The 24,210-nt window shown below is 47.0% G+C and carries 11 protein-coding genes; 4 read left to right on the top strand and 7 right to left on the bottom strand.

Annotated features, from left to right (window positions below):
* The first annotated feature begins 385 nt into the window (after nt 1–385).
* On the top strand, nt 386–1,450 hold the full coding sequence (locus tag ACXAH6_RS01170; RefSeq protein ID WP_474874790.1) for a M14 family metallopeptidase: 1,065 nt from the start codon (nt 386–388) through the stop codon (nt 1,448–1,450).
* On the opposite strand, the gene recD is transcribed toward ACXAH6_RS01170, so the two are convergent.
* Genes recD through recC form a run of 3 tightly spaced genes read right to left on the bottom strand, consistent with a single transcriptional unit; the run spans nt 1,451 to nt 10,233 of the window.
* Nucleotides 1,451–3,292, bottom strand: coding sequence for an exodeoxyribonuclease V subunit alpha (gene recD, locus ACXAH6_RS01165; protein ID WP_474874789.1), 1,842 nt, complete (start codon nt 3,290–3,292; stop codon nt 1,451–1,453).
* Nucleotides 3,289–6,897: an exodeoxyribonuclease V subunit beta gene (recB, locus tag ACXAH6_RS01160; RefSeq protein ID WP_474874788.1), complete on the bottom strand. Its 3,609-nt coding sequence runs from the start codon at nt 6,895–6,897 to the stop codon at nt 3,289–3,291. The genes recD and recB overlap by 4 nt, the downstream gene beginning before the upstream one ends.
* A 3-nt stretch (nt 6,898–6,900) precedes the next feature.
* On the bottom strand, nt 6,901–10,233 hold the full coding sequence (gene recC / locus ACXAH6_RS01155) for an exodeoxyribonuclease V subunit gamma (RefSeq protein ID WP_474874787.1): 3,333 nt from the start codon (nt 10,231–10,233) through the stop codon (nt 6,901–6,903).
* A gap of 484 nt (nt 10,234–10,717) precedes the next feature.
* Between recC and ACXAH6_RS01150 the strand changes: the two genes are divergently transcribed.
* The gene (locus ACXAH6_RS01150; protein WP_474875034.1) at nt 10,718–11,371 is read left to right on the top strand and encodes a dUTP diphosphatase; all 654 of its coding nucleotides are present in this window, start codon (nt 10,718–10,720) and stop codon (nt 11,369–11,371) included.
* A 73-nt stretch (nt 11,372–11,444) separates the two neighbouring features.
* On the opposite strand, the gene ACXAH6_RS01145 is transcribed toward ACXAH6_RS01150, so the two are convergent.
* On the bottom strand, nt 11,445–13,112 hold the full coding sequence (locus tag ACXAH6_RS01145) for an AMP-binding protein (RefSeq protein WP_474874786.1): 1,668 nt from the start codon (nt 13,110–13,112) through the stop codon (nt 11,445–11,447).
* 338 nt (nt 13,113–13,450) lie between these two features.
* On the opposite strand from ACXAH6_RS01145, the gene ACXAH6_RS01140 reads away from it, so the two are divergent.
* Nucleotides 13,451–13,903: a (2Fe-2S)-binding protein gene (locus tag ACXAH6_RS01140; protein WP_474875033.1), complete on the top strand. Its 453-nt coding sequence runs from the start codon at nt 13,451–13,453 to the stop codon at nt 13,901–13,903.
* Between the two features lie 2 nt (nt 13,904–13,905).
* Nucleotides 13,906–16,164, top strand: coding sequence for a xanthine dehydrogenase family protein molybdopterin-binding subunit (locus tag ACXAH6_RS01135; RefSeq protein WP_474874785.1), 2,259 nt, complete (start codon nt 13,906–13,908; stop codon nt 16,162–16,164).
* A 38-nt stretch (nt 16,165–16,202) separates the two neighbouring features.
* Here ACXAH6_RS01135 and ACXAH6_RS01130 read toward each other — a convergent pair whose 3' ends face one another.
* The 3 genes from ACXAH6_RS01130 to ACXAH6_RS01120 form a co-directional block, all read right to left on the bottom strand.
* Complete coding sequence (locus ACXAH6_RS01130) at nt 16,203–20,324, bottom strand: EAL domain-containing protein (protein WP_474874784.1); 4,122 nt, start codon at nt 20,322–20,324, stop codon at nt 16,203–16,205.
* A gap of 219 nt (nt 20,325–20,543) precedes the next feature.
* Nucleotides 20,544–21,914, bottom strand: coding sequence for a ribonuclease J (locus ACXAH6_RS01125; protein ID WP_474874783.1), 1,371 nt, complete (start codon nt 21,912–21,914; stop codon nt 20,544–20,546).
* 108 nt (nt 21,915–22,022) lie between these two features.
* Nucleotides 22,023–24,200: a S46 family peptidase gene (locus tag ACXAH6_RS01120; RefSeq protein ID WP_474874782.1), complete on the bottom strand. Its 2,178-nt coding sequence runs from the start codon at nt 24,198–24,200 to the stop codon at nt 22,023–22,025.
* Nucleotides 24,201–24,210 lie beyond the last annotated feature (10 nt).

Here is a 24,210-nt window from a genome sequence, read left to right as displayed (position 1 = left end):
ACCCGTTGAAGGTTTATTGTTTGTTGTTTTTTAAACCCTACCGAATGTCACAAAACAATGCCAATTTTCGCGTTAAAAATGAAAAACGCTACGACAAATTTCAATCCTCATCACAGAGACCAGTGAATAAAAAACACACGTGCGTCCAAAGAGTGCCTCTTTATTGACAAAGAACAAACTTTTTCGACTTATCTGTACAGTGCATTACCCGGCGTATTCACCGCTTGATCTGAATCAAAACGCTTTTAGCGAATACCATTACTCTGCCAATATGCCAAGTCGCCTTCTCCTTATTGCGAGCGAAAAACACTGTGAGATTCAGCAAAATAATCACTGAAATTAAACCAATTAACACTACGAAGTTTGCCAGTGCACGGAGACACCAATGAGTGAAATTGCCAAACATTACGATACGAAAACTTCGCCGTTATCACATATTTCACAACCTGAATCTGTCAGTATGCCTGCGAGTTGCTTTGGGTTTTTACAAAGTTTAGCTGGCCCCACCGTTATTCATTTGAAAGGCAAAAAGCCGGGCTGTCGCGTCGTGTTAACCTTGCTGCACGGCAATGAGCCTTCTGGCCTCAAAGCGGTTTATCGATTATTAAAAGAAGGCGTGAAAGCCACCGTCGATACAAAAATCATTATCGTCGGCGTACAAAGTGCATTGTTAGAGCCAGTTTTCAGCTATCGCTACCCGCCGTCAGGCAAAGACATCAATCGCTGTTTCGCCCCTCCGTTTATCGGCAAAGAAGGAATGATCGCGAAAGCGATTATGGACTGTTTACACCAATGGCAACCCTGCGCGGTCGTCGACATACACAACACCTCTGGTAGTGGCCCCGCCTTTTGTGTTGCCACGCGTTACCACCCATCCTATATGGCCCTTGCATCGCATTTTAGTCGTTGCTTCGTGCAAACCAATATACAGCTTGGCGCACTCATGGAAGTGCCATTGCATTGCCCTGTTGTTACTGTTGAAGTGGGAGGCGCCCACGACGCCGACGCGGATGTGAGAGCTTATGAAGGCTTAAAAAACTTCATTTCTAGCGAAAACACTAATCAATACAAACAAGATATTGAAGTATTGCGTTATCCCCTTCGACTAGAACTTGAGCCAGACACCAGCATCGCCTTTGCCGAGCGGCCTGTGTTTGGAGCGAATGTCACCTTAAGACAAGATATTGAACAAATGAATTTTGGTATTACCCAACCGGGCGAGGTGATCGGTTGGGTGGATCACGCACAACTCCTGCACTTTTCACTGTGTGGGGCTGAACACGGTGAAGATATTAAGCAATTTTTCGATGCCACTGATAACGCGTTAACCGTGCGGCGCCCAATGAAATTCTTTATGGCCACTGGCCAGCATGACATTGCTAAGCAAGATTGCTTGTTTTATTTTGTCGATGCCAGCCAAATTTGGCCTGCTGCAAACATACAGGGCTAACTACCGTCCCAAGCCAGAAAACCGTTGTTGTTGTGTATGAACTACGTCTTTAAATCGGCTGTATTCGGTAAGTAACGAGGCACTTTGCTTAGCTCTTGTCAGCCCGGTATAAATCAATTCTCTGGTACACAGATTGCCACTGTTACCTGCTTGTACCGGAGGGATCAAAAGTAGTACATGTTGAAATTCAGATCCCTGAGATTTATGAATGGTCATGGCAAAGACGGTTTCAACCTCGGGTAACCGGGCAAGGCTGATACCGCGATAGCCTCCCTCACCATCTTCAAACCAGGCCTTTAATTGGCCTTGGTCATCTGGCCAAATAATCCCCACATCACCATTGAATAGCTTTTGTGCATAGTGATTACTGGTCACCATAACAGGACGGCCTCGGTAGTATTTTACCCTTCCAATTTGCCCATCTAATGATGAAAGCGCTTGCTCGACCTCACGATTTAATTGCCCTACTCCATAAGGCCCTTTGCGCATTGGGGTGAGCCAGCGACAATGGGCGAGCGCCGCCATTGCTTCTTGCACCGACTGACTTTTCAACACATTGGCAAACCACTGTCTAGCAAGCGTGCGAATGTGTGACTTAGCCTCTGATAAATCACTCCAGTACACACCGGCGTTATTCGGCATTACTTGCTGATGAGACAGTCGATTCAAGACAGCCCAAGCTTGCTCACCGTTGCCCTGTTGAATGGCTGCAGCGCAATCTGCAAGGTCGCCTGAAAAGCGCTGACTCTTCGACAACTGCAAACGAAAATCGCGGGCAGGTTCACTTGGCGACAGCGTGTTAAGATGGGGGCACAATTGGGCGATATTATGCAGCAACGGCGCACTGTAGTGCCGTTTGTTTGCCCCCACCAGCGAGGCCAATACGTTACCTGATTCAACCGACGGCAACTGGTCTGGATCACCAATCAAAAATAAACGTGTACTCGGCGTAAGCGCTCTAAACAGGCGCGCCATAAGTGCAACGTCTACCATGGAGCTTTCATCTACAATCAGTACATCGCAATCGAGCGGGTTTTGTTGATTGGCATAACAGTCTACCCCCTGCGCTTTTACACCCAACAAACGGTGCAGAGTTTGCGCTTCTGTGGGTACAGACTGCCGAACGTTTTCATAGTTGTCAGGAAGAGACAATTCACGCAGTGCATTCCCCACAGATTCAGTCAATCGCTGCGCCGCTTTGCCGGTAGGCGCGGCAAGTTTGATTCGCAACGCACCACCATACGCAGCTTGTAACGCCAAGAGCAAACGCGCAACCGTGTAAGTTTTCCCCGTACCCGGGCCACCACTGATGATGGCAAAGGGCAAATGCAGAGCCGCAGCCGAAGCAAACTGCTGCCAATCTTCTAGGTTATTCTCAGTTGAAAACATACATGGCCAAAGGCCTTGTACTGCATCAACACTTTCCTTGCTCAAGGCAACTGGCGATGTGCGAACACTGATCCCCTGCTTAATGTCTTGCTCAAATTGCCAATAACGTTGCGTAAATAAATTGTCCTGCTCAAACACTAACAGTGCAGGCGTTTGTTCAGTGCTTGTGACTTCAGAAGCAAGGTGTTGTAATTGTTCAAGAGAGGGAAATTGCCAACCTGCTTTTACCGACTCCTGAGAAGCAAACATCAATTGGTTAGCAATAGCGGGCAAATACAAGCAGCTGTGCCCTTGTCTTTGATGCCAAGACAACGCCAGTGCCAGATGAAACCAATCAGCCTGCATTGCGCTGGGCACAGGTACTCTTTCCATCATGGTTTTGGCGAAATAAATGTCCACCGACGCCACATTATCCAAATAATCTCGACACGAATTTAGCAGCGTAAAACTCATTCCATTACCTCTACATCATCGGTAAAAACAGCATCCAGTTGTTCCACCAGCAACTGAGTAAGTTGGCAGAAGTACACCCCTGAATGAGTGGGAAAATCGGGCGACATCCCCCTCAAATAGAAGTAGTAAACTCCCCCAAAGTGACGGTCGAAGTCATAATCGGGTACATGCCGCTGTAAATAGCGGTGTAGCGCTAAACTATAAATTAAATACTGAAGGTCATATAAATGATGCTGATTGCTAAATTGTAATGCTTCTGGGTGGTAGCTCTCTGCATTATCGCCTAAGTGCGTAGACTTATAATCGGCGACATAGTATTTCCCGTCACGATAAAAGATTAGGTCAATAAAGCCGTGCATCATGCCGCTCAAGGTATGGCTAGACAGAGTCGGAGCGGGCAATGTGGACGTGGTATCCCGCTTTAATGATTGCCGATGATGCTGTAACACTTTGGTTAAAGCGAAGCTGCGCGCGGTATTCATGGGAAAATAAAACTCGGCCTCTCGCAGGGTGTGTGCCTGAGCAAGGTCCTGCAATGCATAAGCCGATTGATCGCCGGTTTCCAAAGGGGTTTGCAACACTTCTTCCAGCCAGGCAATAAAAGCAGGTTGGTTATCTTCTGCCAAGCCGTGTTTTTTCATCGCGGTTTGCGCCTCTCCCTCCCAATCTGGCTGGCTGAAATCAATAACTTCAAGTACATCGTGTAATAAATTTCCCGACGCGGCGCCTTTGGCAAAACTAAATCTGAAAGGCAATTCTGCGGTGTTTTGCTCTTCGCTAATGACAGCTTCGTCGACTTCGGCTTCACGATGAGTGCGCTTTACAACCTTACTTTGGCGCGTAAGCGCCGTAAACGAATACAAACGCCAATCGTCGTAAATTTCGCCTTCAAATACACTAATATTCAGGTTAGGAGTGGTAGTCTCAATGTCGTTATGCTTAGGCGACACATCCCAACTCGCATCAACCCACTCTACACTGGTGTGTTGTGGCGTTTGCTCAATAATTTGTTCAAGTGCACGAATGTGATCGCCTCCCTCTCGCCCGGTAAAAGCTTGTGCAATAGCCGACTGAGACGCATCATCGGTAGGCATCATCCCTACGTAACACCGATGCGAAGCACGCGTGATTGCCACGTAAAGCAAGCGCATCGCTTCTGCCTCGCCCTGCTCTCTCACACAAGTCAGTGCATCGTCGGTGCTACCAACCTGTACAACCTGCTGGGCATACTTGTCAGAATAGTATCGATGGACATCACTGAGCGTATTCCCGTATTTTGCAGGATCTTTGTAATGCGTAGCAAAAGGGACAAAGACAATTGGGTATTCCAAACCTTTCGATTTATGTTGGGTAATAATTTGGATGAGGTTGGCATCGCTCTCAAGACGCTGAACCGACTCGTCGTTATTCGACTGTTCCACCAATTGGCGCGCAAACCACAGTAGCAATTGATTCGGATGAGGCTGACGAGAAGCCGCTTTTTCCAAACTTTCAGCAAGGTGTAAATAGTTGGTGAGTGCACGTTCGGCAGCATCGCCCACTTGTACGTAATGGTTTTCCAACAGCGACAAAATAACGCTCATCACACCGCGTTTTGACCACATTTCTTTAAGTGTGCGCACCGTTTCCATTGTCGACTCCCACGCTTGGTCGTCTTCGTCGTACAAAAGCGAGGTTAACGTTTCTTGTGAAAGACCAAATAATGGACTTCCCAACGCAGGTGTAAGCGCCCCCATTGTCTCTTGCTGCCAAATGCCGGTTAGTACGCGCAATAAATCATGGGCTTCGGCACTCTCGTACAAACTCGATTTATTACTCATATATACGGCACTAAGCCCCGCTTTAGCGAGTTGATTTTGCAACAAGCTCGCTTCGCCACCACCGCGCACCAAAATAGCAATATCACCCGGTTTCACCGGCGTATCACCCAATTTGGCTTGCGACAATAAACGCTGTATTTCCCCACAAATCCATATCGACATATGAAAGGCGGCTAAGCCTTTTGCTATCGATTTACTATCGTCATTTTCTTTTAAAACGGCATAGTGCAGGGCTTTTTTATCGCTGTTGCTGTCACTTAAAGGAAATTTCGCCGCTTTCGCATAAGGCGTGGACGCCACTGGGTGGTAATCAATACCAAAACCAAATACATCAGATTTTTCCTGATTCAATGGGGCACCGTAGAACAACCTATTATACGCATCCACCATGTCGCTCGTTGAACGCCAATTGGTGCCGAGATTCCAGCGATATGTGGCTCGTCGCCCAGCTTCCAAATAGGTAAAAATATCACCGCCACGAAAGCCGTAAATGGCCTGTTTCGGGTCGCCAATCATCATTAACAACGTGTCTTCTTGTGATGACGGATACATATTGGAAATAATGTGATACTGCTGCATGTCAGTATCTTGAAATTCATCAATCAGTCCCACCGGAAACAACGCTCGTAAACGCCGGCTTAATTCACAATCTGGCGATGTGATGCGATTCGCCAACAGCGAAATCATATCGTCAAAATTGATCGTACCTAAATGAGTTTTACTCTTTTCTACGTGTTGCCGAATAAAACTGATAGCTTCTTCAACCACCGCATATAATGCTGCTTCGTTTAACGCTGTGGCTTTTTCTTGCTCCAGTTGCGCCTCCCAACTTTTTGCTTTGTCGCACAGTTGGTTTAGCGGTTCCATGATGTCTCTTGCTTCTAGGTTTTTGGTAGTACGCCGGCGACTACAAAAATCGAAAACGGCCTTTTCTGGTTCCACAGGTTGCGCCGTGTTTAACCAGGCTTCAATACTCTGCCATTCAGCTTCTCGGGACGCCTTATCTTTACCTTTTTTAATGTTAACGAGTGCATCGAACAAAAAGGCTTTATTTGCGCTGAGATGATTGCGCACCTCTTCAAAGGCGGTTTCAAACTCGCTGAGAATCTGTGCTTTTTTTTCTGCAAATTTAGTTTCTATTTCGCCCGCTTGAGGAATAACCAATTGCCCGTTGTGCGCAATAGCGCCCATAAACTTGTGAAGTAAGGCATCGGGTATTTGCCACCCCCTGCTTGCTAACAGCGCGAACTTCTCTTTTTGCTGACTGATACTACGTAAATAATCGCTTGCAGCGGTGAGGTATAACGCATGCGTGTCGTTGTCGAGGGTTAACGTCATCGATGAACCTGACGAAAAGGCCAATTGCGACAACACGCGATTACAAAATCCGTGAATGGTAAACACCGCCGCGTCGTCTAACTCTAGCAATGCCGCTTTGATCAAAGCTAACCCTGATTCACCTGGAGTGCGCTGATACAGCACATGGAAGTCGGGGTCACCATCAATACTGGCAATATCCCCTCCCGCTTCTTCGCAGTTATGGCAAGCTTGCCAAAAGGACTGGGCCTCGCGCAATGTGTCTGCAATTCGACCACGAATCTCTTCTGTTGCAGCATTGGTGTAAGTCATCACCAAGATTTGCTGTACGCTCAGTTTCTTTTCTAGCAAGATTCGTAAATACAAACGGGTAATATTGTAGGTTTTTCCTGTTCCTGCACTGGCTTCAATCAGGTGCGTGCCTGAGAGGGTTAACCCGGTCACTGACAAAGGAGAAAATTCACTCATGCTTTATTTCTCCTTGCTGTCTTTGTAATAAGTGTGTTTAAACGCGTACAAGTCGTAGAGATCATCTAAGGGTAAGGCTTCTAACTCGGGTGTAACAGGGTAAAACCATTGAAAATAAGCGTCGCCAGCTAAATTGCGATTATTGGGGTTGTACTCATAGCAGCCTCGCCACCAAGTTCGTAAACTGTCAACAAAAGCGTCGTCTTGCTGCCAATGACTATCGGGTTGTTTTTTAGCGAAATCGTGCAGTTTTTTCGCCACATCGGCACCGTATCTTGCGTAATACAGACTCGGGGTGGTTAAAATCTGAGTTAACTTAGACAAATACAGTTGTAAGTACTGTTCCGCCAACTCTTTGTCAACCGGCGTGTAGGTAACTTTGCGCAGTTCAGCCTTGTCGCTGCCCCACTTTTTGCCATAAAAAACAATGTAGTTTTTCTCGATACCATTCACCCAACAAAGCAACGCCGTTAACCATTGTTCTACAATGCGCTTGTCGTGTTGAGTACCAGTATGATAACTCACCACACTGTGCTCAGATTCATGCACATAAGCACTCACAACCGTATTGCCCATACTCCAACGCAAATGCGTTGGCTCCTCGGTCCATGCGTCACCATAATGCTCCATTTTACTGATTAGTTTTTCTACGGCTTGTTCATAGACCGTCATCACGTCGTCAGTAAGTGCATTGTCGGGTAATACCCCATCCAAACGAAAACGCTGGGTACTCGATTGCATGCTTTGCTTGTGTAAACCGGCGTCAACCATGGTTTCGAGGATTTTGTATCGGGTTAAACTGCTTTCGCTGAAGGGTTCCGTATCCTGCAATTCTGTTACTGGTAAATCCAGATACATTTTTAACTGTTGCTGTGCAAAAAATGCCAAGGGATTATCGAATGCACTTGCAATATATTGCACCGACAATGACTCAGGTAATACCACATTGCTCAGCGTCAATGATGTCGACTGAGCCGCGTTTACAGAAGCATAAAGCGCTTGGGCGAGTCGTTGCCAGCCCGCTTCAAAACTCGGTTTCTCTGAGGTGAAATTCTGTTGACTAAAGGGGTGAAGCGGCAGGTGATGCACACCTTTATCTGCCTGCCAATGGTAACCTTCTTTGAGCAATGCCATTAATTCTTGTAGTACTAAACTAGGCTGGCGCTCACTGTTGTCTACCACGCTATTGCCCTGATAGCTCAAATACAGGTTTTCTCGCGCCGAAATAATCCCTTCTAAAAACAAATAGCGATCTTCCAACCGACGAGAACGGTCTCCCAACCGTGCGGCACTTCGCTGCATAATATTGATACTATTCGGCTGATTCAGCCGTGGGAACGCACCGTCATTCAACCCCAAAATGGCAACCACTTTGAAAGGAATACTACGCATCGGCAGCATTGAACAAAAGGTGACTTGCCCCGTCATAAAGTGGTTGCCTGCATCGGGTGACGAAAAGCGATGGGCTAACACTTCTCGAATTTGGCGTAAATGCAACCTTTGCTTGTAAGCGGCCTGATCACAGTGCTCGGCTAATTCACCAATGGCTTTACCGATGCTTTCCCATGCGTCTTGGCTCGCCTCATCTGGCTCAAAGCAGTCATCGCGTAGACTGCGCAAGTACTTTTCCCAATCGCCAATGGTGCGGGTTCTCGACAATGATTCAGCGTGAAATTGCAGCGTGTCCACGAGTGCCATTAATTGGCCTAGCACTAGGCTTTGCTGCCCTTCTACGTCAGGTAACGTGAGAAGATCCTCTGTCATAATAGACAAGTCTTCACAGGCCATCCCCACCATCAAGCGGTTCAGCCCCCAACGCCATGTGTTTACTGCACTCGTCGCCACACCATCACTGACACGGGCGCGATGTTGCGCATCCAGCCCCCAGTGAATATTGGCTTTTTTCAGGAAATACACCATGAGTTCGAGGCTGTCTTCTTCAATCGAAAATTTACGTTGCACCGCGGGCAAACGTAAGTAATCAACAATATGATTCACTTCAAATCGGCTGTCGGGTAAAGAGAGCAATTCGATAAAAGTGGCTATCAATGGCTCTGCATCTAATGGGGCACGGTCTGCGATGGAACACGGAATACGAGGTATATCGCTCTGTTCTGGCTTGGGCGTTCCGACACGGTGAAACACCGCGTCAACAAAAGGGGCGTATTCTTCAATTTTAGGACACATCACCACCACGTCCTGAGGCGTGAGTGAATCATCAGCATTAAATTGATGCAATAAATAATCGTGTAAGGCTTGTACTTCTCGCAGCGCACTATGACCACTGCTAATGTGAATACTGTCATCACCTTCGCGCCAGCTTCTCGTTCCATCTGGCTGCTGTGCCAGTAACACATCGGTTTGAACGTCACCTAACAAGTGCTGAGCGCTGACCACTTCGGGTTCATCCACGTCGTCAAAAGCGCTAATTTCAAAGGTGTCCAATTGGGTCAGCAAATTAAATAAATCCCGCCCCTGACGACCTAAATTTGCCAACAGCGGATTAGATTGGTCTTCTGCCATCCACGCTTGTAACCCCTGCTCTCTCAGCATTTTTGCTTGCGCTTTGTCGCTTTGGGCATTGCCCCAATAATTCACACTTGGGTTTAAATGAAACAAGTGGATATCGATAAACTGCGCCAAGGCATCGAAAAACGAGACTAACTGCGGCGCCATAGTATTGATAGCAAAAACAATTAACCGCTGAGGTAAATGCTGCGCTACATCTTCGCCCTTTTCAGCGAGTGCCGCTAATGCCATTTGATGAAGTTTAGCCGGGTGCAATGGGTTTTCTTTCACCAAGCATTGCCAGATCAAAGCCTGCCATGCTTCATCTTCGTCACCCGTTACGGCAACATCACCCTGCTCCCAACTTTGCAACCATTCCGGACGATATAACAAATATTGTTCAAATACGTCAGCCAAGTTCATTGCGAGTTGCAAGCGCTTTACACTGCGCTCTGTCTCTGACTCTGCCTGTTCCCAATACGCTGTCATTCGCGCAGCACTTGGATGAGCCTTTACCTCATGGTCAACTAACAGCGTGTCGATGCGCCACATCAGTACTTCACGACGATAAGGCGACTGCGTGGGTACCACGTTCTCTCCCAACACGGTGCGCGCAGTGTTCCACATAAATCGCGTGGGTAATGGAAATGCCAAATTCATCGACACACCATGCTGGCGGGCGAGTTCCATGCTGAGCCAATGCTGCATACCTGGGCTTTCAACCAAAATAGTATCAGCGGTAAAAGGAGGCGATGGCTGTTGATCAAGCAGTGTTGCCAACAAAGTACTTAAATGTTCGAGCTTATTTGAGGGGTAGAGAGCGAGCAACGCGGTTCCATTTGGTCGACTTGATTGAAGCCTATCTTACGCAATAAAAATTGTGATGGAAATGAATGGAGAAATAATAGTCAATTGTGTACAATACGCAGAAGAAAAAAACCCATACAGACCTCAGGACACGAAAAATCTGTATGGGGAAGGTTACGGGCCTTTCTGCGACAACTTTGAAACGGCGTTGCCTGGCACCGTTCAAAGTTAGCGCCGCAGTTCAGCGCAGTTAACAATGTTGATTTAGCAGAATCAATGCCAACTTAGATAATAACCAAAAATCAATAACTTACCCCTAACCTCACGACTTCTTGCTCACTTCAATATCCTTTTCATGGTGCATATGCACCGAATTTGAGCGACTGGTCAACAAATTCCCAAATCGCAGACTTTCTCTGGCTCATCAATGCCATCTCAGTTACCATTTAGCCTGCAAAAAATCAGAACGCTGAAAACACAGCGAGAGTCACAGGATAAATACGCTATGCTCACCCAACCACAACTTAACACCATGCTTGCTTTGCAAGATAAAATGAACACAAAAGTTAACCCTCAGTGGCTTACTGCTGGGTATGGTTATTTGCGCGCGGCGATGGTGGAGTCTGTTGAGGCTATTGAACACCACGGTTGGAAATGGTGGAAAGCTCAGGAAAAAGACTTACCCCAACTGCAAATGGAGCTTGTCGACATCTGGCACTTCGCCCTATCTGCGAGCATTATTAATTTTGAAGGCGATATATCCGCCACAGCAACAACACTTGCAGCAGAGTTAGCCAGCTCAGAAAATCAAGTGGTCTTCGACGGCACAACTTACTTCCCTGCTGAGCAATCATTACTGGATAACCTTGAGTTAATGGCAGGCTTATGTGCTGCTAAACGTTTTAGCGTGCCTTTGTTCATGTATATAGTCACCCAATGTGAAATGACAGGTGCTGATTTATATCAGCAGTATGTAGGTAAAAATGTGTTGAATTTCTTCCGTCAGGATCACGGTTACAAAGCCGGTACTTACATCAAAACCTGGCATGGCAGAGAAGATAACGAGCATTTGGTAGAAGTGCTGGCAGCACTAGACATTAATGCTGAAGGTTACAGCGACCTTATCTATCAAGGCCTGAGCGAACGTTACCCTGCGTAACTGACGCACCGGGGCACAAAAAAGGCGCCAAGGTAGATACCGAGACGCCTTTTTTTTTGTGTTTGAACTTAATTTACAACCACACCACTTTTTCGCTGTAGCTGCCCAAAATCACAGATTTAAACTTGTCTTCAATTTCGTGGCGCTTCACCTTTAACGTAGGTGTAAGTAAGCCGTTTTCAATGGTCCACTCATCGGGCATGACCACCACGCGATCTAACACTTGATGACTTTCCAGTTTCGCATTAATTGCGTCTAGCGTGTCGTTTATGCATGCTGTTACCAACTCCTTATTTTGCAGTTTGGCGTCTTCAGAAAGCACAACCAAAGCAATAGGCTGAGGCAAATTGGTGCCTGTTACACAAATTTGTTCCAACAATGGGTTTTCAGTAAACCGTGCTTCAATGGGCGCAGGCGTGACGTACTTACCTTTGGCCGTTTTAAAAATATCTTTAAGTCGGCCTGTAATACGGATATATCCGTCGTTATCAATCGCCCCTTTATCACCGGTTTTTAGATAGCCGTCAGACGTAAACGCTTCGGCCGTTTTTTCTGCGTCGAGATAATACTCAATCATATTACAGGGCGATTTAACCTGAATTTCGCCTTCTTCCGAAAGTCGTATATCAACCCCGTCGTAAGCCTTGCCAATACACCCGACTTTGTCGCTTCTAAATGGGACGCTGGCGGTGCCGTATGCACTGTTTTCGGTCATACCCCACCCTTCTGAGATACGCACACCAATACGCTCAAACCACTTAATTATCGGCGGCGGCAATGGCGCAGACCCACTTGCCCATAATCGAGCTTCGTTAATGCCTAAGCCTTTGCGAATTTTCTTAGAAATGAGCTGCTTGACCAATGGAATACGCAATAAAATATCGAGCTTTTTCTGTGGTATTTTAGCCAGTACGCCCATTTGAAACTTAGTCCAAAGGCGAGGCACAGAAATAAACAATGTTGGTTGGCAATACACAACATCGCGCTGAAACGTGTCTAACGATTCAATAAAGAAAATTTGCTCGCCAGAATAAAGGCTTGATAACTCGACTAAAACGCGTTCGGTAATGTGTGCCAAGGGCAGGTAACTCAATACCCGGTCACCGGTAGACACTCCTAACGCCTTGATAGAATTTTGCCCCGCCCAGCAGATACTTTCAAAGCTGTGCACAACCCCCTTGGGCTGCCCCGTACTACCAGAAGTATAGATAATGGTCATCATTGACGACATATCAGGAGTGACTGGAGACGCAGTAGGCTCGCAATCAATAAACTCAGCCCATTGATGCTTTGCTGGAATATTGGGGTATGGGAAAGCAACGGTATCGACCCATTCTGGCACGGCTTCAACTTGAGACGCTGTGTCATCGAGTTTCCCAACAAACAGAACTTTAACGTCCGCATGCGTGAGTACGTAACGAATCGTATCTTGGCCTGCAGTGGAGAAAATAGGCACAGACACATGCCCAGCCATCATTATCGCAAGGTCAGTAATAAACCACTCAGCACAGTTTTTAGATAAAATGGCTATGCGGCTTCCTTGCGGTAACGCCATAGCTTGTAATCTCGCAGCGACACGGCGGGCTAAGTCACCTACCTGCGCCCAAGTATAAGTTTGATACTCCCCATTAACAGGCTGAGTTAAAAATACTTCCTGTGGGCGTTGTGCTTCCCAATGCGCCAACATGGCCAAGGGTGAACGAATAGCATGTATATCATCAACAGTATTACTTTGCGGCATGATCAACTCTTCCAAACGAAACGTCTTTAACTCAATGAATACTCTAGAACCAATAACATTTACAGTTATTTCACAAATTAATAATAACCCGAAAACATAGCAGTAACGCAACACTTTTAATTGACGTTTACGGAAAAGGTAACCCTGAAGGCATTGAATTACTGAATACTTTCTTTTTCTTATAGTTAATATTAAATAGCTTGAATTGTCCTGAAGCTCAAATCTTCATTGACACTTCTTTACAGCGGCATAAATCTTACCTTCATCGCATGTCGCTTGATTAAGCCTGATTGATAATGTGGTCTATGCTTACTCAATTAAAAAAGAACAGGCACCGTATAATGAAACTAACTATTAATGGTCAAGAAAAGGTCTTTTCCGGCGACCCTCAAATGCCACTTTTGTGGTATTTGCGTGACGAACTCACCCTAACCGGCACTAAGTTTTCCTGTGGTATGGCTTTATGTGGCGCTTGTACGGTACATGTTGAAGGACAAGCCATGCGTTCGTGTCGTCTACCTATGGCAGCTATTGCCGACAAACAGGTCACCACAATTGAAGGCTTAGACCCCAATAATGCACATCCACTCCAAAAAGCGTGGAAAAAACACAATGTGCCGCAATGTGGCTACTGCCAAAGCGGACAAATTATGCAAGCAGCCAGTTTATTAGCGGCCAACCCCAAGCCGTCTGATTCAGAAATAGAGCAAAACATGTCTGGTAACATTTGTCGCTGTGGCACCTATCCGCGTATTAAAGCCGCGATTAAAGATGTCGCGCAAGGAGCCTAATAATGCTGAGTGAAACTCAACTTACCCGTCGCCAATTTCTCAAGCGCACGGCAACCACAACCGGCTTAGGGCTCAGTGTTACCTTACTGTCTGGCACTAAAGCCATCGCAATGGCTGGCGATGCATCTGCCAACACGTCGTTACTCGAACCCAATGTCTTTGTAAAAATTGATCCCCAAGGTACGGTCACTGTCACCTGCCACCGTTCAGAAATGGGCCAGCAGATCCGCACTAGTATTGCGCAAATTATTGCAGATGAATTATATGCTGACTGGGATCGAGTTGAAGTAGAACAAGGCACGGGCAACCCAGAATACGGTGACCAAAACACCGATGGCTCGCGCAGTATTCGCCGTAACCTAACTCGTTTGCGTCAAGCGGGAGCCGCTGCGGCACACATGTTAAAGCAAGCTGCTGCGAAAGGCTGGAACGTCGATGTAGAGAGCTGTGACTGTGAAATGCATCAGGTTGTACATCGCTCCACTGGCCGACGCGTTGACTACGCTGATTTAGTGAGTGTTGCTGCAGGCTTGCCCATTCCGGAAATCGCAGTGCTTAACCTCAAACCTCGTGAGCAATGGCAATTCATCGGCAAAGGTATCACCAGTGTTGATATCGACAAGGTAACCAGTGGTGACACTACATTTGGGCACGATGTTCAACTCGACAATATGCTTATTGCAATGATTCAGCGCCCACCAGTGTTATTTAGCGCGGTAAAATCACTAGATGACAGTAAAGCCCGTGCAATAAAAGGCGTAGTCGACGTAATTAAACTACCCGATGCAAAACCACCGGCAATGTTTAACGCTTTAGGTGGTGTAGCAGTATTGGCTACTTCTACTTGGGCCGCTATGCAAGGCTTACAAGCGCTCGATATAGAGTGGGCTGCCAGTGCTAACGACAGCTACGACTCTGACGTTTATAAAGCGGCGCTGATTAACACAGCCAAAGCCCCTGGTGAAACAGTAAGACAAAAAGGCGATGCAAAAGCGGCGTTGGCAGCAGCTGAAAACACCTTATCTGCAACCTATTACGCGCCTCATTTAGCTCAAGCGCCAATGGAGCCTCCAGCGGCCACTGCAGATGTTCAAGAAGGTGCGGCGACTATTTGGGCCTGCACTCAAACTCCCCAATCAACACGGCAACAAGTTGCAGTGGCACTGGGTCTTGAACCAGACAAGGTCACCGTCAATGTAACTTTGTTAGGCGGAGGATTCGGCCGTAAATCTAAGCCTGATTTCTCGGTCGAAGCGGCCATTTTATCCAAACAAGCGAAAAGGCCAGTCAAAGTTGTGTGGCGACGAGAAGATGATATCCAAAACGGGTATTACCACTCAGTTAGCGCGCAGCATATTCAAGCGGCCATATCAGAAGACGGCAAAGTCAGTGCGTGGCGCCACAACAGTGTTTTCCCTTCGATTTCATCAACCTTTAACGCCGCGGTAGACAGACCAAGTACCAGTGAACTTGGCTTAGGCTTACTCGACATGCCGTTTGATATTCCCAATATCACTATGGAAAGGGGGCAAGCAAAACCCCACGTGCGTATAGGTTGGTTAAGAAGTGTTGCCAATGTTTATCACGCGTTCGCGGTACAGTCTTTTGCCTCTGAGATTGCTCATGAAACAGGTAAAGACCCTAAAGATTGCCTGCTCGAACTCATCGGTGAAGATAGACACATTGATTTAGCCGCCGAACACGCTGAATACACCAACTATGGTGATCCTCTGAGCGACTATCCCATTGATACAGCGCGCTTGAAAAACGTGATCGAAAGGGTAGCTGCTCTGAGCGATTGGGATAACCGCCATGCTCAAGGGCGGTTCTTGGGAATTGCTGCGCACCGTTCGTTTTTAACGTACGTTGCAGAGGTGGTGGAAGTCGTTGTAGATAAAGACGGCCGTTGGCATATTCCTCATGCTTATGTAGCAATAGATGCAGGCACAATTGTGAACCCAGAGCACGTAAAAGCACAATGTGAAGGCGGCATGATTTACGGATTGAGCTGCGCCATCGGTGAAATATCAGCCGCCGACGGGCGCATCAAACAAAGTAACTTTCATGACTATCAGGTTGCTAGAATGAGTCATGCACCTAAGCAGTTTAGCGTGGATATTGTAGAAAGCACGGCACCACCAGCTGGAGTGGGAGAGCCCCCTACTCCGCCTTTTGCTCCCGCTCTCGCCAATGCGCTATTCGCCGCTACAGGGCAACGCATTCGGACTTTACCCATCCCCTTACAGTTAACACTGAGTTAATTGAGAACAAGCCCGCCCCACAGCCGATCGGGGCGGGTTTATTTAAGCCGCCAGTCGGTACCGAGAAGCTGGGTAATTCCGTCGCTATTAACGGGCTTTGAGAAGTAAAAACCTTGCAAGTGACAGCATCCATTGGCCATCAAGAACGCGGCTTGCTCACGAGACTCCACACCTTCTGCAATACACACCATATTCAAACTATTCGCCAGTGAAATGGTCGTCAGCACCAAGGCATTTTCTGCGGAACCTTCATTGACATCATCGATAAAGCTTTTGTCTATTTTCAATACCTGCAATGGGAAGCGTTTTAAATAGCTCAACGATGAATAGCCGGTGCCAAAATCGTCTAATGCCAACTTGAAACCCGAAGCACCTATACGGGCAATTTGGCGACTGGCATTTGCCGTGTTCTCCATCAACACCGATTCGGTAATTTCAAAGCGAATTGCAGACGTGGGTAGCCCTTGTTCGGTTAACGCCTTAATAAGCTCGGTTAAATCTAATTCAGTTTTAAAGTGCAGCGCAGATAAATTAACTGACACATAACCTTTAAAACCAGCTTTGTACCAAATGACCAAGTCTTCTACTGCTCGGCGAACCGCGTGCTGCGTGACTTCCCGAATGTAGCGCAACTCTTCAAGAATAGGGATAAACAAAGCCGGTGACATTGGATGAACATGGTCATCGAGGCGCAACAGTAGCTCAACGCCTTCAAGTTCACCGGTCTGCACATTCACTATTGGCTGATAATGATTATAAAAAAGGCTTTCTCGATAAGCATTTTTAACCACATTTTCGATTGTGAGTCGCTCTCTTGCCCGTGTGTTCATTTCCTCTGTGAAATACGTAAAAGCGTTTAAGTTGTCTTTTTTCGCTGTATACATGGCCACATCGGCTTGCTTCAATAATTCAGAAGGCGCGGTTGCGTCATCAGGATAAAAAGACACGCCAATACTGCAGGAAATTCGCAAAATTTCATTGCCGAGGGAAATCGGTGTTTCGATATTCTCTATCAATTGCGACACAAACGACGACAGACGATCAGGATCTGGCACTTCCTCCATGACAATCACAAATTCATCGCCGCCTAGCCTCGCCACAGTATCGGTAGACGACGCGAGATTTAACATGCGGTTGGCCACAACACGCAATAGCTTATCGCCAAAATCGTGCCCCAATGAATCATTGATGCCTTTGAAACGATCTAAATCGACAAACAATACGGCAACTTTCGTGTCGTGACGTTCGGCGTTCGCAATTGCGTGGTCTAGCCGGTCGAGCAACAAATTGCGATTTACCAGCCCGGTTAAACTGTCATAGTTGGCAATTTTCAGTAACTTGCGTTCTGCTGTTTTTTGCTCACTAATGTCAGACATCACCACCAAGTAATGTAACGACGCTTCTGCACGACTATCTTGAATGGCTGTAATATCGATTAGCACGTCGTACTGATGGCCGTCGGCCATAACAATACTGTCTTCGTCTTTCCAAAATTCACCGGGGCGAATGTTGGACAAACGCCCCTGCAATTGCTCCTGCAATTTGGGGTAACGGCGATACAACAAGGTCAATTGTGGCTCTAACGCCTCATTGCGGTACAAGCCAAAGGCATTTTCAAATGCGGGGTTAGCGGCAACGGCGTGTTTATCTTTATCAAAAATAATCACCCAATCTCGGGTTTGCCTAAAGGCATTACCAAATAACCGCACTTGATATTCGGCTTTGTGTAAACGGTGTATTTGACGCTGTCGGCGATAAAAAAACCACCACGACCCGACGATAAACAAAATGCCATAGGTCGTATAAGCTAACGGCGATCGAAAAGGTGGGTACGGCACCGAAATCGTAATGTGCGCGGGTAACATAATACGATCTGCACTTTGCCCGATGGGATATACCTCGAAACGATATTTCCCCGGTGCAAGCACTGGCAAAATCACCCTGGAGTCGGTCGATACCGAGTCGCTCAGCACTTCGTTATTTTTCATTAATACATGCCGATAACTCACGTCTTTGGTAACGGTATATTGAAGCGGCGAATAGTAAATGGTTAGGCCATAATCATCGTATTGCAGATCTAAATGACGCCCAGCCAAATTGTCCATTGGCATTTTAAGTGGTCTTGAATCTAGCGTGATCCCAGTAATGGCCATCATTCTGTTTCCCGCCATTAAAGAGGTTTCAGACGCAGACAACAATTTATCGGGAGAAAATAAAATCACGCCTCGTGGTGAGCCATAGGCCATTCGCCCATCGCGCAAAGTGAGCTCTGCCCCTTGGTTAAACTCAGCCACGCCAATTTCCAGGCCGTATCGATAATGACTCACTATTTCCTGTTCAGGGCTAAAGCGGTGTAAACCAGAGTGAGACGTAAACCAAATATTGCCGTTTTTATCCAATTGCAAACCGTAAATAACGTTGGATTGAAGCAAGACCGATTTATCGAAATGAAATTGTTTTTCAAAGGTGTCGGCATTTAACCCCACAATGCCATAACCCGGAAAGGCGACCCATAGTGTGCCATTGTTCACCACCAGCGATGTGGGGCTAAACCGCTGCGCGTGATATTCACTGGGAAGGGAAAAGAGCTTTTTGTATTCAAAGGTTTCGACATCGATCATCCACAATGTGCCAAATGTCGATAGAAAAATGTGGTGAGGATAAAATGGCACACTATCGATAAAAGAAGCTGACATATTCGGCACAAAAACGTTATCGGGAAGTGGCAGTTGAACTATGCGCTTATCGACCGGGTTGTAGCGATAAAAACCATCTTCGATAAAATAAACACGCCCACTATTGTCTCTCGCCGAGCCATAATTAAACCCGTCAAATTTGTCTTTATCGGCCTCATTAGCCAGACTAAATGCACCCAGTTCATGGCTTTGCCTATCAAACTCTTTCAAGCCATCATAGGTTTCCAGATACAGTTTGTTCTGTGGGCCAGGAATAATATTAATCACCGTTGACATGTCTAATGCCTTGAGAGATTTTTCATGCACCTCCATAAAGCTCTCGCTCGTACCGGTGTCGAAACTGTAGTAGTTCAAGCCGTTTTCGGTACCAATCCAAAGGTGATCATCGTCGGTCTGTTGTATGCTCCACACCGTGTTATTGCTTAGCTTTTTCGGTTGGCCGGTGAGGTTTTGTACCATAGAAAAATGCAGGCTTTGTGGTGACCAATACAAAGCCCCGCCTACCATTGTTCCCATCCATAAATTTTTATTTCTGTCGCGCACAATAGAGAGCAAGTCTTTGCGTGAAAACTCTTCTCGGCCATCTGTAGGCTCAAGAATATGCTCGGTTTGCCAACGGCCATCACGCCGTGTAAGGCGCATTAGACCTATATCTGTACCTAACCAAAAACTGCCGTCGTCTTCTGGCACAATTTGCCAAATATTGCGATTCGCTAATACTTCTTCACTGGCAACCGGCGAACGCCTTTCACCATGAATAAAACGCTCAACCGCGCTTGTGTCTAAGCGATATAAACCTTCTACCGTGCCAACCCACAAATTTCCCGCTCGGTCAGCGTGAAGCATTTTTACATTAACGTTATCACGACTAACAGTGTTGCCCTGCAAGTGGTTAATTTTCACCAGAGCGCCGTTATCGTTATCACTCACTATGGCATAAAGCGCATAATTTGATGCCACGAGGATCTCGTCTTTAAACCGATACACATACCGAATACTTTCACCGGCTTCAATTTGCGTTTCACTGAGGCTCGCCAGTGTGGCATAGGTTCGTGTATCAGGGTTATAACGCCCGACTTCTTCGTTTAGCGAGATTAAAATCGCCCCGTCGGGCTCTTCAAAAAAGTTGCTCGCGTATTGCACCCAATCGTCTTGCCCTGCAAAATTTTTCCTGATGAGAGGTGTTAACGCCAAGGTGTCTAAGTTATAGGTATACACGCCGTCACTGGCGGTACCAATCCAAACTGTTTGACGACTGTCTTGAAATATGGAGTAAATGGGGGCGTCGACAAGTTGTTTCTGCTTGCCTTCAATGCGGTTAAGTTGATAACCATCCCAACGTTCTAACCCACCTTCGCTGGCTATCCATAAAAAGCCTGCATGGTCGATCATTAACTGGTTAACTGTGTCTTGGCTAAGCCCGTCTTTTGTGGACAAAGACGTGAAATAAGGACGTGACTGCAACGGCTCGCCTAATACCGCTCCGCAGTACAATATAGCTATGAGATAGGTAAACAACCTAAGCACTTAAGACGACTCCATTTATCTATTTAATCGCAGATGAGACATTTAACTATGCCTTACCTGATAATTATAACCTATGCACCTGATTAACTGACAAAAAATGCATAAAGTTTGTGCATGAGTGTAAATTACACGCGAAAGCTTCGACACAACATCGCTTTAACGCCGCTGCTCTATTGGTATTCGGCCAGCGTGAATGACTTGCCTGCGAATACCCGATTGCGGCGCCAACTTGTACAAGTCGCCATTTAAGCCGACATAACGCTTTCGTACTCCCGCCTCTTTTGCAACGTCGGCATGTGCTGCGAGGTGCGCCGGCTCACCGTGAACAGGAATGGCAATGTCAGGTTTAACCCAATGATACATGAGCTTTAGTTCTTCACTGCACGGATGACCACTGGCATGGATGGGGAGTACGCTATTGGCTGACTCAATAACATGGACACCTTTAGCAACAAATTGTTCGACCAATCGCGCTACTGGCTTTTCATTGCCCGGAATAACAATGGTTGAAAAAATAACCGTATCGCCCTTTTGCAAAACGACCTGATGATGCCTTTCCTGTGCCATTCGAGTGAGGGCGGCATTGCGCTCTCCCTGACTTCCGGTGGCAACAATCAATACTTCTTCTGGCGGCAAATACCCTATGTGCTCGGGGTCAACCAAGGTTAAATCCTCGGGCCAATATCCAGTTTGTTTTGCGATTGAATACATATTGATGAGCGATCGACCAAACAACGCCATATATCGCCCCGTTTTCTCAGCAATACGGGCTAACGAAATTAACCGTGCAATGTTACTGCCAAAACAGCCCACAACAACACGCCCTTTTAACGGTCTAATAGTGCTCAACAACCCGTCGTAGCAGTTTCTTTCAGAAACAGAAAAGCCAGGTTTCAGCGCATTAGTTGAATCGCCCACCATCGCCAGCACGTTGTGGTTTGCCAATGCTTGAAATTGGGTCGGTGAAAAAGCAGGCCCAGTGATGGGTTGGGCATCAATTTTCCAATCTGCAGTATGTAATACGTTGCCCGCTTCAGTCTCGATAAACAAAGCAAAAGGCTCAGGGATAGAATGGGTTAACGCCAACCAAGTTAATGTAAAGGGGCCAATTTGTTTCACCGCGCCTGGGCTTACTTCAACAATTGGCACTTTGCCAGCTAGCCCCACTTGCGCCAGCTTGCGGCGTAACACGGCGCAAGTAAAAGGTGTGGCGTAAACAGGGCACGAAAAACGCTGCCACAAGTAAGGTAAAGCGCCAACGTGATCTTCATGGGCGTGGGTTATAACAATCCCCGCCAAATTGGCTTTGTTTTCACTGATAAATTTGGGGTCAGGTGCCACCACATCGAAACACTGGCCCTCGGCTATTTTCCCCTCGCGGTAGGCTGGCACTAAAGGCTCACTAAAACTCACCCCACAGTCCACCATCAACCATTTGCCGTCGTGACCGTACAAATTTAAATTCATGCCGATTTCACCCGTGCCACCAAGTGGCACGAACCATAAGTCTTCATGTGTGGGGATCATAATGGCGTGAGTGAATCCTTGTTCATTGATGACAACCGCGTTTCCAAACAGCAATGTAAATCAGACAGAAAACCCACTGTGTGATTTACATCAAGTCTCAAACAGAAGTTAGTGCTGTGCAGGCACAACTGTCATTTCGTCAACTAAGTAACTGGCGTTGTCAACCTGTTGCATTAGCCACAGCATATACCGCGCATCAACATGAATAGAACGTGTTGCCTTGGCGTTAAAATTCCAATCAGAATTCACGCTTTCAAATGTTCCGTCAAACAATATACCAACCAATTGCCCTTTGTCGTTCAAGGTCGGAGAGCCAGAGTTTCCACCGGTTGAATCTGTGTCGGTCAAAAAATTCACCGGAACCGTACCTAGCACAGGTGAAGAATAGGTGCCCGCATCTGCGGTTGCTATTTTGTCGAGTAATACTGCTGGTGCGTTAAATGGCGACATACCCGTGTGCTTTTCAGCAATCCCAACTAAGCGGGTAAATGGCTCATAAATTAAACCATCACGGGGAGAGCCGCCTTTAACTTTGCCATACGTCACTCGCAGCGTACCATTCGCATCGGGATAAGCTAGCTGCCCTTGTGAGGCTTTCCACGCCAATACCCCTTTCATGTAATCAGGTTGAATGGCGTCAATATCACCCTTTATCTGCTTTTGCTGATCTTCTAATCTCATTTCAGTCGCGTGAAGCGCCACGGCTAACTGCATAAACGGGTCTTGGCTTTGCTCAAGGGCTTCTCGACTTGCCGCCATGAGTTGTAGGCGAGTGTCGAGGTTGTCCAGTTGCGTGCGCGAGTAAAAACGCGCCACTGCCGCTTTTACCGCCTCATCAGTTTGTAACAAATTGAGAGACAAAGCGTCATCAAACGCAGCAACGTGCTGTTGTTCTGGTTGGCGACGGTATTCATTAATAAACATTTGCCAAACGGCGCTGTCTACGTCGGTATCAAAGCGGCGGTCAATTCTGGTGAGTCGCTGCTCTAAGCGCGTGCGGTCGCGTTCCTGAAAACCTCTGGCTCGTTGGGCATCTGGCTTTTCTTTTTCCACCGCAAAGCGATAAATGAGCTGAGCCGCCGACAACAGTTGTGCCCGTGTAATATTGGTATACCAAAAATTCTGTTTTTGTATCTGAGCCTGCTCCCGCGCCAGCGCATCTAACGCCCGAATGGGTGCGGCATACTGACGATTTGCCGGAGATAGCATCAACCAATCGTTCAGTTGTTGCTCAGCCAAACGCCGGTTCTCCACCAAATGCGCCCGCTTTGCACCATTGAGTTGGCCCTGCGTATTTTTCAGAAAATTGCTCAGGCTATTAACCAGCGACGCGTATTTTACCCGTTTTTCGCTCTTGGCAGGAGCCGCAGTTTCAATGGTTTTTATCCAGTCTGAAACCAAAGACAAATACGTTGGGTACAACCAGTCAAACACATGTTCTACCGCTACGGCACGTGCATACCGGTTGGTTTTCCCGGGGTAACCCGCCACCATCACAAAGTCATTATCTTCTAGGTCATTTGCTGCCACTTCCAAATAATGGGCGGGGTTGTAAGGCACATTGTTTTCACTAAAGTCGGCGGGCTTGCCGTCTGGCCCCACATAAGCACGGTAAAACGCAAAGTCTCCCGTGTGCCGAGGCCACATCCAGTTGTCTTCGTCACCGCCAAACCGTCCAATAGCGTCGCTTGGGGCGTAAGCAATACGTACGTCGCGAATTTCTAGTTGCTTGATAAGTTTATATTCTTTGTCACCATAGAAAGATTTTACGTCACAGCGGTACCCCGCTTCTGCCTCACAGTCTGAAATCATGTTTTTACTTGCCATATCAATGGCGTCAAACCGCTCCAATCCGCCTGCCATAGGGGGAATAGCGGCAACTATTTGTGGCGTAACATCGCGAAAGTCAACCGTAACGTATACATGAGTACCGGGGGCGGCGGGTAATTCGTCACCAATTTGGCGCGCTAAAAAGCCAGCTTCGAGGTAATTATTTTGCTCATCGGTGTTGTATTGCAACGACCCTCTCACACAATGATGATTGGTGAGCACTAATCCTTTTGGCGACACAAAGGAAGCCGAACACCCACCTAAAGACACCACAGCGCCCATGGGAAAGCCCGATAGATTGGTTAAGGTTTGCGGAGAAATAGCAATACCCGCATCGCGAAGCTCTTGTTGAATCATTGGCAATTGTTCAGGCGTGTACATGCCCTCTTTTGCCCATGTTGGCGCTATTGATATACAAGCCATTCCTGCCATTGCAGCCAAGAAACGTCGTGACATTACCTATTCC

Source organism: Alteromonas sp. ABE4_545 (genome assembly GCF_056161325.1).
Note: the sequence above shows the minus strand (reverse complement) of the source record. Positions and strands in the feature narration are given on the sequence as shown.